This window comes from Soonwooa purpurea, assembly GCF_053891095.1.
In genome coordinates, this window is record NZ_JBSSMA010000002.1 from 285,553 (window position 1) to 300,323 (window position 14,771).

Annotated in this window: 10 protein-coding genes; 5 read left to right on the top strand and 5 right to left on the bottom strand. The window is 36.4% G+C overall.

The features are described 5' to 3' along the window. Positions 1–4: 4 nt before the first annotated feature. Together ACVFVN_RS03150 and ACVFVN_RS03155 are read right to left on the bottom strand one after the other, a co-directional pair. Positions 5–3,106 (bottom strand): Eco57I restriction-modification methylase domain-containing protein, encoded by a 3,102-nt coding sequence (locus tag ACVFVN_RS03150; protein WP_456234140.1) that lies wholly within the window; start codon positions 3,104–3,106, stop codon positions 5–7. A gap of 367 nt (positions 3,107–3,473) precedes the next feature. Further along, positions 3,474–3,722 carry a helix-turn-helix domain-containing protein gene (locus ACVFVN_RS03155; RefSeq protein WP_456234141.1) on the bottom strand — a complete coding sequence of 83 codons (249 nt, stop codon included), beginning with the start codon at positions 3,720–3,722 and terminating at the stop codon, positions 3,474–3,476. A 739-nt stretch (positions 3,723–4,461) separates the two neighbouring features. Here ACVFVN_RS03155 and ACVFVN_RS03160 point away from each other — a divergent pair. From ACVFVN_RS03160 to ACVFVN_RS03175, 4 genes are all read left to right on the top strand, one after another. After that, positions 4,462–4,584: a hypothetical protein gene (locus tag ACVFVN_RS03160; protein ID WP_456234142.1), complete on the top strand. Its 123-nt coding sequence runs from the start codon at positions 4,462–4,464 to the stop codon at positions 4,582–4,584. Positions 4,585–4,949: 365 nt separating this feature from the next. Then, positions 4,950–6,119 (top strand): TlpA family protein disulfide reductase, encoded by a 1,170-nt coding sequence (locus ACVFVN_RS03165; protein WP_456234189.1) that lies wholly within the window; start codon positions 4,950–4,952, stop codon positions 6,117–6,119. A gap of 286 nt (positions 6,120–6,405) precedes the next feature. Then, a complete protein-coding gene (locus ACVFVN_RS03170; RefSeq protein ID WP_456234143.1) occupies positions 6,406–9,702 on the top strand; it encodes a SusC/RagA family TonB-linked outer membrane protein in 3,297 nt (1,098 codons plus the stop codon). Positions 9,703–9,867: 165 nt separating this feature from the next. After that, a complete protein-coding gene (locus tag ACVFVN_RS03175) occupies positions 9,868–11,220 on the top strand; it encodes a RagB/SusD family nutrient uptake outer membrane protein (RefSeq protein WP_456234144.1) in 1,353 nt (450 codons plus the stop codon). A 289-nt stretch (positions 11,221–11,509) separates the two neighbouring features. On the opposite strand, the gene ACVFVN_RS03180 is transcribed toward ACVFVN_RS03175, so the two are convergent. The 3 genes from ACVFVN_RS03180 to ACVFVN_RS03190 all read right to left on the bottom strand — a co-directional run bounded on the left by ACVFVN_RS03180 (position 11,510) and on the right by ACVFVN_RS03190 (position 12,819). Then, positions 11,510–11,821, bottom strand: a complete 312-nt coding sequence (locus ACVFVN_RS03180; RefSeq protein WP_456234145.1) for a hypothetical protein — start codon at positions 11,819–11,821, stop codon at positions 11,510–11,512. A gap of 124 nt (positions 11,822–11,945) precedes the next feature. Next, positions 11,946–12,374 carry a MauE/DoxX family redox-associated membrane protein gene (locus ACVFVN_RS03185; protein WP_456234146.1) on the bottom strand — a complete coding sequence of 143 codons (429 nt, stop codon included), beginning with the start codon at positions 12,372–12,374 and terminating at the stop codon, positions 11,946–11,948. A gap of 220 nt (positions 12,375–12,594) precedes the next feature. Then, a complete protein-coding gene (locus tag ACVFVN_RS03190; protein WP_456234147.1) occupies positions 12,595–12,819 on the bottom strand; it encodes a hypothetical protein in 225 nt (74 codons plus the stop codon). Positions 12,820–13,084: 265 nt separating this feature from the next. On the opposite strand from ACVFVN_RS03190, the gene ACVFVN_RS03195 reads away from it, so the two are divergent. Next, positions 13,085–14,734 carry a helix-turn-helix domain-containing protein gene (locus ACVFVN_RS03195; RefSeq protein WP_456234148.1) on the top strand — a complete coding sequence of 550 codons (1,650 nt, stop codon included), beginning with the start codon at positions 13,085–13,087 and terminating at the stop codon, positions 14,732–14,734. The last annotated feature ends 37 nt before the right edge of the window (positions 14,735–14,771 follow it).

Consider the following 14,771-nt stretch of genomic DNA (forward strand, 5'->3'; position numbering starts at 1 on the left):
TTCGTTAATCCTCATTTAAAATTTCAAGAATTAACTCTTGGGCATCTTCTAATGCCATTGATTTTGACCAAAATCTACGTTGGTTAGGACGAATGATATAAATATCATCATCTCTTTTGTAGTTCAGTTTTTTTCTAAAATAAATATTGTTTGATTTTTCTTCCCACAAATATTGGTCTAACTTTTTCAGTTCTTCATCAATATGATCTTTAGACGTAGAAACATCTTTTTTAACTTTCTCGTGAGAAAGTTTTATCATCATCAAGGGTGTAAATCGATTAGTATTAAAAACTGTAGCATTCACAAATAAATTTTGTCCATCAAGAAAATCGTTGAGTTCAGAAGTTATTATTTCTGAATATTCGGTTATCTGATTTTGCAGGACAGAATATAGTGCAGCTGATTTTTCCTTACTCTCGAAAAGGTCAATCGAATAGTTAATTAAATCCTCAATAGCCCATTTGTCAGAATCAGAGAATAAAAATAAATCTTTTAAAATGATTTTGTTAATTTCAGATTCAACAGGTTTTGTTTTGACAAAATCAAAATCATCTTGAATTAACTTTACCAACTTGTCAAAGTTTTGCTCTAATTTTAAAATAACATTCTTATTAATATTCATTGGCAATGGCAGAGTCAAAGTTTCATTAGATTGAACTCTTTCTCTTTCAATACCCCAAGACGCAGATGTTAGCGATAAATAATATTTGGCAAATGTTGAATTAATTAAACTACAGATTACTTTCAATATAAAATTGTTCTTTTCGTTTATTGACGAAATACTAAACGCACCAGTATGATATGATTTGTAATCTATCCAACTTGCACAAAATTCTTTGTTTTTTTGACCTTCTTTTATTATTAAATAAGGAGGTTTGAAAATATTTTGGTTGATGCTTCTATAAACTTTTTGAGAAAGTTCTTCTGCTGATTTTAACGTATAGAATCGTTGAACTTTTCTAAGATTAATCACTTTGGAAGGAATAAACGTTTTATTCTCTTTTAGTTGTTTTTCTGTTGGAGAGTGCAAACCTGAACCAAAATGATATTCTTTCTTATTCTCCTCTAAGAATTCTCCAATTGATGTATTGAACTTTTCAGAAACTCTATTTATTAGCTCCCAATCATTCATTCCTCCCCACATTGCAATTTTCCAAATCTTGGTGTTAGGATTCTGACATTCTTCTCTTGGTAGATATTTTATGTCTGTAAAATCAATACTCAAACCATCAATTATATTGGTTTTAATGAATGTTTTTGGAGCGTAATAAGAGATTTTATCAATCGGTTTTTTAGGTTGTTCTTTTTGATAAAACACAATACTTATTGGTCCTGTTGCATCGCCAAATAATTGACCACCAAAATTTTTTTTAGTATTTCGAAGAATAGAAAAATTGAAAACTTTATCTACATAACAATCATTAAATAACCATTTTCTGAAATTTTGATAAGTTCCTTTAGTATTGGTTAATATTTTTGTATTAAAGATTAATGCTATTTTTCCTTTGGGTGCAAATAACGTTGCTTTATGTAGAAAAGGAAGAACCATTTCTGTAGCAAAGCCTTGATTATTACAATAATTACGAATTGATTCTGAAAGTTGGGTTGTTCCAAAAGGAGGGTTACCGACTACTAAATCAAAATTAATAGCCTCAATTTCTTTGTTTTGAGCAATCGTATCTCTACAAAATAAGTTTTTACCTTGTGTTTTTAATGATAAATCTTCAGGATTATTAATAAGATATGGCAAACGATGTTTCTTCTTTTGCCATATCGTTTTAGGGTCTAAACAATCCACTAATGACAAATACAAACTAAACGCAGCTACTTTTATAGCTTGCGGATTTAGTTCTATACCAAAGATATTATCAGTTAGTAATTTCTTTAGTTTTTCAAAATCGTTTAGCTTTTCTTTAGTTTGATTTTCATAACGCTTTACTAATCGTTTAAAACTCTCCACTAAGAAAATTCCTGAACCACAGCTTGGGTCTAATACTTTTACATTGTAATTTTTTTCTCCATTATTAGTAGGTAATTTTTCGTTCAAGATAAATTCTACCAAAGATGGGGGAGTATAATAAGTTCCTGTTTGCTTCTTCAGTTCAGGGTCTGTTTTGAATAAGAAATTTTCGTAAATCTCGCTTAATAGTTCAATCTGAATAATGCTGAAATTGAACAATCTCCATTCTTCAAAAAGTTTTGTTTGTGGAGTGTTATCGTTTCCACTGATAAAACATTTTTTTATAATTTGAAGTTGGTCAGCAGATATTTTTTCAATTATTTCATCTTTTGCGTTTCTTTCTAAGGTAAAAACATTACCATTGAAATCATCTTCTAATCGTTCGTAAAGCTTGTATGTTGCTTCTGCATCATCTAATATATCAAGATAAGAAGCCGCATCTTTTTTGTAAATAGAATAAAGCTTTTTATCGGTTGCTCCTCTGTCTTCAAGATACAAAAGAAACAGCGAACGTAAAATGATTTTATGGATGAAATTAATTTCTAACCCCTCATTTTCAAGCTGATTTGAGGTATTGATTAGACTTTCTATCAGATACTTATCAACTCGTTTTTGTAAGTTGATTTTGTCTCTGATAAATTGAGCATCTTCTAACGTCCAAATAATTCCTGTATCAATAGCAATTCTCGAAAAAAGTTTGTTGAGTTCTTGCAACTGTTGCTTGTCGGAATATTGATAAGATGTAATTTCAATTTCCTTTAATTCTTTTTTGTAATCAAAATCATCCTTGGTTACAATAAGTGGTTTTTCAGAACAATTGTAGATACGAATTTCCGTTTCTGAATATACATACAGAAACAAAACTTTTTTGTAGTTCCAAATTTTGCGTTGTGTTTCAGCAATATCTTTTAAAGTTTCTTCGTCGTTGAAGTTTGTAACTTTTTTTAGAAAAACAGCAGGGAAACTGTTATTATTTTCTTCGTCTGTATTGAAATAAATTAAATCAACGCCAAAGTCTTTTTCTTTTACTTCATTTAGAATAATAGCTTCGCTGTCCGATAGTTTTTTGCCATCGGAATGAATGGGCTTTGCTTTGTCCAAATCAAGGAATTCAAGTACATCCAGTTCTGCCATATTACTCTGCATAATACAAAATTTATACTAGAAATACAATTTTGTCAATCCACAAATCTAATCAATTTTGGACGAAACCAGATAAGATTTAACGTATAATCTACTGTTGTTTTTTTCTGGCTTTTAAGATTGGTTGAGTGTTGGAAAGATTTAAGCACTTTTGGTTTTTGTGTTAGATTTGTGCGTGTTGAAAAACCAATTGTGCTTGAACGTGCGGTGGTTTTTAAGCTTTCATATCACGAAAAAGTATTACGAAGTGCGGGACAAAAAATGAACTTTAGTTCAATTGATGCTTTTTAAATTACAAATAAAATCACGATGGAAATCATTTTTACGTGGTAAATTGTTATCCATGTCAAATTTTATTTAATCTCGCATTTTACTCAGCAATCTTATATTTCTTAATGTCAAATTCAAAATCAAATAATTCCTTTGGTACAATATTTAAGCCTTTTGCCAACTCTTGTATTGTTGATATTCTTAAATCAACTTCTCCTTTCTCAATCTTACTTATATTGCTATGATCCACATCACATCTTTGTGCTAATTCACGATAGCTTAGTCCAAGTTTTTTTCTAAACAGTTTGACCCTATTACCAAAAGCTTTTCTAAAATCTGTTTTATCCATTGGAATTTACTTTAATAAAAGCAATTTGAAGAGATTTTTAAAAAATAATGTAGTTTAATTAACCTACATTAAAAAGTTTTACTATATTTGTGAAAAGATTGCATCATAAAATGTAATTTTGCGATACTTCAACGAATAATAGAAGCTATTGCTTAGAATCTCTAACTGAAAACTGGTAATTTTTAAACATACGAGACGATAAGCAGGAAGCTCACGACCTAGGCGTGGGCTCTCTTATCTGTATGTAGGGCATACCAGTGCCTCAGTTAGGATAATGTAGAGTACCCATGCCGTTTTGTTTCCTATGCTGTCAGCTTTTTCTACGACAAGCGATATTTTCAAAAATACTGATGTGGTCAAGCGATACTTTATCTCGCAGTGCTGCAGACAGAACGACAGTAAGAATAGGGTGTACAACCTATTGCGGCTTTTAGTAGCTAACACGTGGAAAATTTCATATCATTAATTTGTTTAGACTGGTAGTGCTGTAGCATTCCCCCACAATGCAAACCTCATTGCAGTGCTACCGTCTTTTTTAGTTGAGAAATAAGAGTCAAGAATCAAGAATCAAGAGACTGGAGACTGGGGACTGGAGACTGGTGACTGGGGATTGGGGATTGGTGACTGGTGATTGGAGATTGGTGATTGGTAATTGGTGACTGGGGATTGGGGATTGGAGATTGGAGATTGGAGATTGGTAATTGGTGATTGGAGATTGGAGATTGGAGATTGGTAATTGGTGACTGGGGATTGGGGATTGGAGATTGGAGATTGGAGATTGGTAATTGGTGACTGGGGATTGGGGATTGGAGATTGGAGACTGGAGACTGGGGACTGGGGATTGGAGATTGGTGACTGGTGATTGGTGATTGGTGATTGGTAATTGGTGATTGGAGATTGGAGATTGGAGACTGGGGACTGGGGATTGGTGATTGGAGATTGGGGATTGGGGATTGGAGACTGGTGAGGGGTAATTGGTGAGTGTGACAAGAATATAGTAAGAGACATAATAAAAATGCTCTTTCCTGATAGTTTGGCGACCATGCAAGGAAAGAGCGATAGTAATTAATATTAATTAAAAACCATTTCAAAAGTATGAAAAAAAACTTTTGCAGGAATCTATTTTCCCTAGTTTTCATTATGGTGGCAACAACCGCCTTTTCCCAAAATAAAGCTTTGAAGGTCGGTGATGCCATTCCAAACGCTGTGTAGACGACAACATTACAACTGGTCAACAGCCCAGAACAAACCACCACACTTCAACAAGACCGTGACAAACTCATCATTCTGGACTTTTGGGACACCTGGTGTCAAGCTTGTTTGGTCAACTTTCCAAAAATGGAAAAGCTCCAACAAGACTTTGGTGACAAAATCAAAATTATAGCAGTCACCGCCCAAGACCGCGGTTTAATAGAAAAATTCTTTAAAACCAAAAACGGCCAACGCTACAACTACCAAAGCTCTATTGTTGACGACAAGATGTTCCACACGATGTTTCCCCATATTGGCGTGCCTTTCATCGCTTGGATCAAAGATGGGAAAGTCCTTAGTACTACCAATGCCGAACAAGTGACCGCAGAAAATATCACAAAAATCCTAGATGAAAAATCCTCAGGCTTACAAAGTATCGTGCAAATGACCAGAGAGCGGCCACTATTTCTATCAAAAGACTTTGACCGTCAAAAGCAAACCAATATGCGCCATTATTCTATATTAACGAAAGGCATTGTCCCCGATATTGACGGAGGAAGCACCATCCGAAAAACCGAAAAAGATGTGGTTTATGGCAGGCAGTTTACCAATCTTCCTCTTCAGGATATCTACTTTTCAATTGCTTATGAACTCTTCAAAAAAGCAGGAGTTAAAGAAGGTTTCACCGAGAAAAGGATCATCTACGATGTCAAAGATCGTGACCAGATTACTGGCACATTTAATCCCGATGGAACATTTAAGAATTTGGATGTTCTTTACAATTACGAATGCCTAGTCCCAGAATCTCAATCAGAGCATTTGTACCAATATATGCTGGACGATCTTAATCGATTCAGCGACTACAAAGCGGTTTTAGAAGAAGTAAATACCCCTTGTTTGGTGCTGAGTAGAACCTCAAACCTTGACAAGTTGAAAACCAAAGGAGGCGACTATCAATCCACGATTTTAAGAACACCCTCTATATTACAAAATGCCCCATTGCAGGACTTGGTCAATATGCTCAATGGCAAGTCACCACTGCAAAAAGTACTCGTAGACGAAACCCGCTACAATGGAAAAGTCGACCTCAAACTATCGGGCATAAAGAATTTAGAACAGCTCAACCAAGAACTAATGCAATATGACCTTACAATCACCGAAACAGAACGCCCCATCCTCATGCTCCACATTACAGAAAGGCAGTAAATGTAGACACTAGATATCAGACATGAGACATGAGAAACTAGACCTTAAACAAGACGATTTCAAGCTTTGTTTTACAAGACTAAGTTTTATGTCTTAGTTTCTCTTAAAAAGAAGAATAAATGAAAAAACCTTGTCTAATCTTGCGCTAAAAAAACGTCATGCTGAGCCTGTCGAAGCGTCATTTTAAACTTTAGACATTGAACTTTATACCTAAAACTTTAAACCAAAAAAAGCATCAAGCTAAAAGCTATTTGCAAATAGCCAAAAACAACCAAATCAATCTACTATGAAAAAACTTTTGCTCCTAGGACTGTTAAGCATTACCCAGCATCTTTGGTCGCAACATCGCTTGTCGGGTCAAATCCTCGACCAGTCCACACAGAAAGCCTTGCATGGCGTGTTGATAAACCTCAAAAACAACAACCAAAGCACACAAACTACCGAAGACGGCTATTTCAACCTCGAAATTCCGCTATCAGAAAAAGACTCATTACCGAATCATGATGAGGTCTACGTCTTACAAATCGCTTGTAAAGGCTACCAAAGTCTAGAAGTTGAATATCCGATAAACAAGATCAACTTTAAAATCTACCTTGAAAAAAAATCCAAAGAATCTACATCACCCAAAGAATCCATCCACAACATCGAAGAAGTCGTTGTCAGCACAGGTTATCAGAAAATACACAAAGAACGAGCGACAGGCTCATTTTCTGTGGTGGACAAAAAACTATTGGATAAGCAGGTTTCTGTCAATATTTTAGACAAACTAGAAACCGCTGCCAATGCTATCGCCATCGACAAAGGCACGGGCGAATCGGGACAGATGATGATTCGCGGACTTAGCACCATCAAGGGCCTTCGGTCGCCACTCATCATTTTGGACAATTTCCCTTATGAAGGCAATATCAATAACATCAGCCCCAATCTGGTCGAAAACATTACGATTCTAAAAGATGCAGCAGCAGCCAGTATTTGGGGAGCGAGAGCCGCCAATGGCGTTATTGTTATCACCACCAAAAAATCCAAACCCAACCAAAAACTTAATATCGATTTTTCAACATCACTATCTCTAAGCGACAAACCCAACCTTAACAAGACAGCACAAATGTCGAGCTCGGATTTTATTGATGTAGAACAAGAATTATTTAACCAAGGCTTTTACGATGGCGACATCAACTCCCCACAACATCCGGTTTTGTCGCCTGTAGTCGACTTACTCAACAAAGCAAAATTGGGTATCATCAGCCAAGAATCAGCACAACAACAAATCAACCAACTTCGCCACGTCGATGTCCGTGACCAGTACAAAAAGTACATGTACCGAAGTCTTGAAAACCGACAATATGCCATCAGTATTTCAGCAGGAACGCCCATTTTATCGTGGTTGTCATCCGCAGCTTATGACGATAATTCTGGAAATCTTGATGAAAAATACCAACGCTTTAACCTGCATCTTCAAAATACTTGGAAGCCCCATAGTAAGCTAAGCCTTAACACCAGTTTATTCTTTAACCAAAATAAAAACCAAAGTGGCAGAAGTCCCTATGGAAGCATTATTGTCGCCAATAATGGATTGCCCTACCTGCGCTTTGCTGATGATCAAGGAAATCCTCTTTCAGCACCGAAACAGTTTAACCAAGATTTTAAAAACTCTTTTGAAAATGGAACATTACTCGACTGGAATTATTATCCCTTAACCGACTGGCAACACAACACCAGCAAAGCAAAGGGCACAGAAATTCTCCTTGCAACATCACTAAATTATAATATCATCAAAGGTCTTGATGTAGATTTAAAATACCAATACCAGTACCAAAGCAATCTTACAGACCATCTTGCAGATGAACACAGCTACTATGCCCGCAACTATATCAATCTGTTTTCGAGTATTGATGACAATGGCGTGGTCACCAACAATGTACCAAAAGGTGGCATCCTTAACAAATCATCGAGCTTTACGACAGTGAACAACCTTAGAGTACAGCTTAATTTTTCTAGAAATTTAGGAAGACACGATGTTTCTGCTTTAATCGGTGCTGAAACTAAAACCACCAACACCCAATATCATAACCAAGTCTTTTATGGCTATAACACCAATAATATGAGTTTTGGATCGGTTAATTATACCCAAGCCTATCCGTGGTTAACAGGAGGCTATGGCTATATCGACAATAGCAATAGCTTGGCAGAACAACAATATAATTTTATTTCAGCCTTTGCCAATGCCAGTTACACTTTTGATAAAAAATACAGCATTTCTGGAAGTGCACGCCAAGATGCCAGCAATCTGTTTGGACTTGCAACCAATGACCAATGGAATCCCTTTTGGTCAGCAGGATTGGCTTGGAACATCAGTAACGAAAGTTTTTATCCATCAAAATTGGAGCTTAATGCTTTGCCTCAGCTAAAACTGAGAGCCTCCATGGGCTACAATGGCAATATCGATCCGTCTATGGTGGCGATGACCACCATTTCGTATCTATCAAGTAACTCACCATTTACAGGACAACCGATGGCGGTGTTTAGCAATTACTATAATCCAAAACTCCGTTGGGAAAGTGTTAAAATATGGAATCTAGGCTTGGATTTTTCAGCCTTTAATAACAGAATCAACGGAACATTAGAATTTTTCCAAAAAACATCGGACAATCTCTTTGGTACAGCCCCAATGGATTACACGACAGGCATCACCGATTTGATATGGAATGTCGCAGGTATGAAGGGTAGAGGGCTTGACCTCCAACTCACAACATTGAATATGACTGGGAATAACAAAAATGATGACAATAATGCTTTAAAAACGAATAAAAATTTTCGATGGTCAACATTACTAAATCTAAGTACATACAAAGACGAAATCACACAATACCATCTTAGCAACAGCTTTGGAAGACAGTTTGTCAATGCCAATGTGCCTATTTCGGGAGTAGTAGGCTTACCAGTTTATTCAATATTTGCATACAGATTTGCGGGCTTAGAGCATGAGACGGGCGATCCGCTAGGCTATCTGAATGGAGAAATTAGTAAAGACTACAACAAGATAACGGGAACAGGCACCGATGTGAAAGACTTAGAATATTTTGGTTCGGCGCTTCCTACAGTCTATGGCAATTTTACCAATAGTTTTAGCTACCGACAATTCAGTTTGGATATTGGGATAAGCTACAAATTGGGCTATTGGTTCAGACGACCATCCATCAATTACACCAAACTGTTTACCGAATGGCAAGATCACAGCGATTATGCCAAAAGATGGCAGAAGCCAGGCGATGAAGCCTTTACCAATATTCCTTCCAACACTTTTACCACCAATGCTAACCGAGATGCCTTCTTTGCGGGTTCCAGTGCCTTAATCGAAAAAGGCGATCATGTTCGTTTGCAATACATCAATTTGGCGTATCGATTAGCGCCAAATATTGTGGAAAAAACAGCCTTCAAAAGCTTAGAACTCTTTGTTAACATTAACAATATCGGGATACTTTGGCAAGCCTCCAAAACAAACATCGACCCCGACTATAACCTCGGACGCTATAACCTTAGAACCCCATGTGTGTACACCTTAGGACTAAAAGCTAATTTTTAAAAAGCAATTTCAGACACTAGACATTAGACACTAGATGCTAGATACTAGATGCTAGACACTAGATGCTAGATACTAGATACTAGATACTAGATACTAGATACTAGACTTTAAAAACAACAACAAGCTAAAGGCAAGCAGCCAACGAGCATTAACCAATTAAAAAATATGAAAAACACCCTTTACCTTATCGTTCTTTCCAGTTTTAGTTTATTGATTAACACTGGATGCAGAGACTTACTAGATGAAAAATCAGATGCAAAGCTTTCCGTTCCCTCATCATTAGCCGATAACCAAGCACTTTTAGACATGTTTGTGTACGCCAACACCGAATTTACCAGCAGTGGCGAAACCAGTGCCGATGACTATTATCTTACAGATGCCGATTATAACAGTCTGTATTTTGAAGAAATCAAACGCCTCTACACTTGGCAGCCCGACCATGTCTCTTTGCCAGCCTCGTCGGGCAACGACTGGTCGAGTACTTATCGATCTATTTATATTGCTAACTCCGTCTTGCATAATTTGGAATATTACAATTTGAAAGGCGCTGAAGCCAACAATATCAAAGCCCAAGCCTATGCGTTAAGAGGCATCAGATATCTGGATGCCGTACAGATTTGGTGTTTGGCGTATAATCCCCATACAGCAAAGCAAGATTTAGGATTGCCTTTACGCCTCGACCCCGACATGAACTTGCCATCAAAAAGAAGCAGTTTACAAGAAACCTACCAACAAATTATTAATGATTTGTCGCAAGCAATTATAGGGCTACCCAACCAGCAATCCGCGAAAACAAGACTTTCCAAAACAGCAGCCTATGCCTACCTTGCCAGAACTTACCTCATTATGGGCGACTATGAAAAAGCCTTAGATAATGCTGAACAAGCCTTGTCTTTGAATAACCGATTAATGGATTTTAATAATTTGGACGCAAGCTCCGATTATCCCATTCCAGATTTTAATGAAGAAATAACATTTTGGGGAGCGATGCGCTATGAATCTCATTTGATGTCTGCCAAGATTTCACAAAATATTTACAATATGTATGACGACAATGATTTGAGGAAAAGTATTTATTTCAATACCAATAATACGGAATTTATCCTTTTCAAGGGCTATTACAACAATGCCAATGGACCTTCTGTGGCGGTGGCTACCGATGAGTTGTATCTTATCGCAGCAGAATCTTATGCAAGACTTAACCAACTAGAAAAGGCTATGGACTATCTCAATGCTTTACTTTCAAAACGTTGGAAAACGGGAACTTATATTCCGATATCTGCCACCACAAAGGACGAAGCATTAGCCATAATTAAAACCGAACGCAGGAAAGAACTTATGTTTCGAGGAACTCGTTGGTCGGACATCAAACGTTACAACAGAGATGGAGACAACATCAGTTTAACACGCACAATCAACGAAAAAATCTATAATCTCCCAGCGAATGATCTTCGATATGCCATCGCGATTCCCGAAGATGTTATCAAAATAACGGGCATGCCTCAGAATCCAAGATAGAAAAGCCGTTAAGCATTTCATCGGTTTAGGCTTTGGAGACGTTAAAAAATTTTGAATTGAATCCGTTAAAAAGCTTCTATTGTTGGAGCAAGCATGGACAAAGGAGTTGGAGCGAGTTTTAGAAGCTTTAGGATTCAATTTGAAATTTTAGTCGAAAAGCCAAGCCTTGATTTTTTGTAACTTTTGTATCAAGACAAAAGTTAAGAAATCAACAACAACAACAACAACAAAGAGGTCGCTTATCCAGCGACCTCACTTTATTAATGGTAAAATTTAAAAACTACAGACATTAAGGTCTTCTCTCAGAAGGATTAATAGCTAAAACTTGAGCATTGGTCTTTCCTCCAATAACAGCATTCAGATTAGAACCTGTAGGAACTACCACTTTACAGGGTCTATTGCCTAGAGTCGCACAGCTTGCCATTGTAGTATTCCAGTGGCTAGTATTCGCAAAAGCGCCTTCGCTGATGTCAGAACTTTGGTAGTAATACACTGTATCAAATCTTTTGCTGTCTGCCAGCTTAAAAGACATTGTTGTAGTTACAGTTAACAAAGCCACCACTAACATGGCATTGGCTTTTAAGAAATTTACTATTTTCATAATATTGGTCTTTTTGTAAATCAAAAAAGATTACCATAAAAACTTTAAATGAATAATAAATGAAGATCTGTACATAGACTTTTCAGCGCTGACTAAAATCTATGTTAGATTTAATTTTCTTGCTTTAGACCGAAGTTCTAGCAATCATTGATTCAAAGTATAAAGACAAACCAGCGATTAGACTACAAAATAGATTAAAATACAAGTTTACGCGCCAATCTTTCCCTTCCAAAAATCCTAGACAAGTGCATGGTAAATTTGGATGAAAATTGATGAGATAGATTATGTAAATGCTGATACTGACCATCATGCCAAAACTTAATACGAGTCCTAGTCTTCGCCATTTTGTAATGCATAACAGCAATACAATTAAGAAGAGTGATAGAATAAACAAAAGAGCCACGAACCTTGTATTCATCAGCAAAGGAAGCAGTGTCTTTAATTGTATTTGAAAGTTTTCAAAATCCATAATTTTGCTTACTGCAGCATAACAAAACAAGAGCATCAGGAATGAAGTCGTTATGTTGATAATGGTTTGTTTAAAGTTTCTCATTTAATACTATTTTATGTTCGATTGCTATTAGTACATATTGCTAGCCTTTATGTATGAGTTGCCATAGTACATCTTTGCCCAGGTAAGTTGGCATAATAGCGCCTTTTGAGAGAATAATACTCGTGGTGACTAGGCCTACCACGTGCCATTCTCCACTAAAGGGGCATACTTGGCCAGTAGGAACGATGATGTCGGCTTCTTTATTCTGATTTTTTGGCATCTATTGTGTTGTCCGCCATTGTTGGCGGTCTTTTCGGGGTTCTTCATCGTCTGGATCTAGAGCGTTGCTTGTTGAGGTGTTGTCAACAATGCTGTCTTGATGTGGATTTTGCTTATTGGCCTGCAAGCTTATTGGCAGGTGGTCGTCTTGTTCGGTTTGATTTGGTACGCATGAGATGTTAATGCATAACAAAAGAATGCTAAATATTGAAAGGATTGTTTTCATAATGAGATTTTTAAGATTAATCTCGGTACCGATTGTTGGTAGAATTCTGATTCGAAATTAGTTTCAATGCTTTTGAAAAACAAAGCTTTAGGGCAATCGTGGAAGTAAATTAAGGTAACTGTGGTTACATAATGACAAGCTATTTTTTATAATATTGAGGCATATTCTATTTTTATGTAAATTGTTCTAATTATTGTTGGTGGTGTGGGCTGCTAAGAATATGCTAAGGATGTTTATAAAATAAGTTTTGATCTTTTTTTGAGGTATGATTAGATTTGTTTTAGTTTTTCTGTTGTTATGTATTGGAAGCGATATATATGGGCAAGTCCATAATGGGACTTACGCAGAAATTGAGCGGTTGTATGAATCTAAAAAAGAAAATGATGAAAGTGCACTGCCCTATATAGAACGACTACTTTATCTTGCTAAAAGAGATTATGACTACAAACGCGTTGTATATGGGTATGAAGATGCCATTTTTTATACGGGGAGTGTTGAGCGGAAGTTGGCCTTTGCTGACAGTGCAGTTGCCGCGGCTCTGCTGTCGCATGATAATGATCTTATTGCTAAGTCTTATTTAGGGAAAGGCATTGTTCATTATTTTAATCAACGTAATTATAAAGATGCTTTGTCCAACTATTTGTCTGCTGGACATTATCTGAAAGACTCCAAGGATCTTTATCTTCAAAATAAATTGCGGTATCATATCGGTGTGGTGAAAAGTTATTTGGGTTATTATGATGATGCAGCGAAGGCTTTAGAAAAGACGGCGTCTTTTTTTTCTAAAGAAATGTCGCAAGCCAAACATCAAACAGCCTATTATAATTTTAGCCGAGGTTATCTTAATAGTAGTCATCAGTTGTTGATTATTTATCGCATGAGGAAAGAATGGGCGCGTGTAGATAGTCTGTTTGGAAAGGTTGATGGTCTTGTGTTAAGAAGTGGACATGGGTATGCACAAGAAAAGGCTTATCTTCTAAAAGAAAAGGCTATCCGTAATTACTATCAAAAGGATTACACGACATGTATTGAAGAACTGAAAATGTCCTATAATCAGCTAAAAACTTTTAAAGATGTTGCTGCCGATGCATTGATCTACTTGTACCTTGCTAAATCTTATCATAAGAAAAGTTTGGCGGATTCTTCTGTTTGCTATGCGCAGAAAGTTGATAGTATATTTAACCAGCATTTATACGTTATACCTGAGATACGCAGCAATTACGAGTTGCTGATAGCGGAGGCTGTAGAGCGGGGTGATAAAAAGTCCTGTAAATATTATACTGCACAATTGGTGAAGGCGGACAGCCTTATCGTATCTGATTTTCCACAGTTGGCGACTGCTATTAATCATCATTATTATCCACAGCTAGCCAATGGGATACATGTAGAAACGCATCGTTTTTTTCCATATTATATTTTTGCTTTTGTTATTGTGGTTGGTGTTTTCGTTTTCGTTTTCTTTTTCGTGCGAATGCGAAACACTAAACAGACTGTTGTGCAGGCGATGCCTCTTGAAAAAGAAGTTCTTGTTAATCTGAGCAGGAAGTATGATTATTCTGAGGAAGTTGTAAGCACTATTCTTGCAGGTTTGACATCTTTTGAAAACAGTAAGGCTTTCTTAGATCCCAAGTTGAACTTATCTCGTCTTGCCAAGCGTATCAAAACTAATAATACGCATCTTTCGTATGTCCTAAATGAGCACAAAAAGTTGTGTTTTTATGATTATATCAAGCAACTAAGGATAGGTTACATCACAAGATTGTTAGAAACCGAACCGAAATATCTTAATTATACCATAGAGGCTTTGGCACAGGAATGTGGCATAGCCAACCGCCAAACTTTTTCCAAGCAGTTTTATGAAATCAATGGGATAAGACCTATTGATTTTATTAAGAAAAGAAGGGAAGTCATGTAGTGCTTAGGAGTTTTTAGTCTTTTACGGAAACTAAACT

What these genes read in the sequence shown, in the direction of transcription:
- ACVFVN_RS03150 (WP_456234140.1), bottom strand. Translation starts at nt 3,106, where the DNA reads ATGCAGAGTAATATGGCAGAACTGGATGTACTTGAATTCCTTGATTTG.
- ACVFVN_RS03155 (WP_456234141.1), bottom strand. Translation starts at nt 3,722, where the DNA reads ATGGATAAAACAGATTTTAGAAAAGCTTTTGGTAATAGGGTCAAACTG.
- ACVFVN_RS03170 (WP_456234143.1), top strand. Translation starts at nt 6,406, where the DNA reads ATGAAAAAACTTTTGCTCCTAGGACTGTTAAGCATTACCCAGCATCTT.
- ACVFVN_RS03175 (WP_456234144.1), top strand. Translation starts at nt 9,868, where the DNA reads ATGAAAAACACCCTTTACCTTATCGTTCTTTCCAGTTTTAGTTTATTG.
- ACVFVN_RS03180 (WP_456234145.1), bottom strand. Translation starts at nt 11,821, where the DNA reads ATGAAAATAGTAAATTTCTTAAAAGCCAATGCCATGTTAGTGGTGGCT.
- ACVFVN_RS03185 (WP_456234146.1), bottom strand. Translation starts at nt 12,374, where the DNA reads ATGAGAAACTTTAAACAAACCATTATCAACATAACGACTTCATTCCTG.
- ACVFVN_RS03190 (WP_456234147.1), bottom strand. Translation starts at nt 12,819, where the DNA reads ATGAAAACAATCCTTTCAATATTTAGCATTCTTTTGTTATGCATTAAC.
- ACVFVN_RS03195 (WP_456234148.1), top strand. Translation starts at nt 13,085, where the DNA reads ATGATTAGATTTGTTTTAGTTTTTCTGTTGTTATGTATTGGAAGCGAT.